1 protein-coding gene is annotated in these 232 nt (G+C 63.8%); it reads right to left on the reverse strand.

The window, feature by feature from the left end; all coding sequences use genetic code 11:
• Window positions 1–215, reverse strand: a 215-nt coding sequence (locus tag SB754_RS23195) for a hypothetical protein (protein WP_410784589.1), incomplete at its 3' end; no start/stop codon positions are given.
• Between the last annotated feature and the right edge of the window lie 17 nt (window positions 216–232).

Here is a 232-nt window from a genome sequence, read left to right on the forward strand (position 1 = left end):
TGATAGACGGACGCGCCGTCGGCCAGCATCAGGCTACTGTAGCCGGCGCCGAGCAAGGCCATGCCTGCGGTCAACGTGAGGCTGACCCCGATCTTCCGAATCAGAATCGCGGGAACAAGGCTGATGATGCCGGTGGCAACGCCGAGCAAGGTGAAGCCCAGACCGGCCTCGGTCCAGTTCATCTTGAGGGCGGGAACCATGACCGGCAGAACCACGCCCAGCGCGTTGAACG

It is taken from the genome of Leifsonia sp. SIMBA_070, from assembly GCF_046534635.1.
GTDB lineage: Bacteria > Actinomycetota > Actinomycetes > Actinomycetales > Microbacteriaceae > Leifsonia.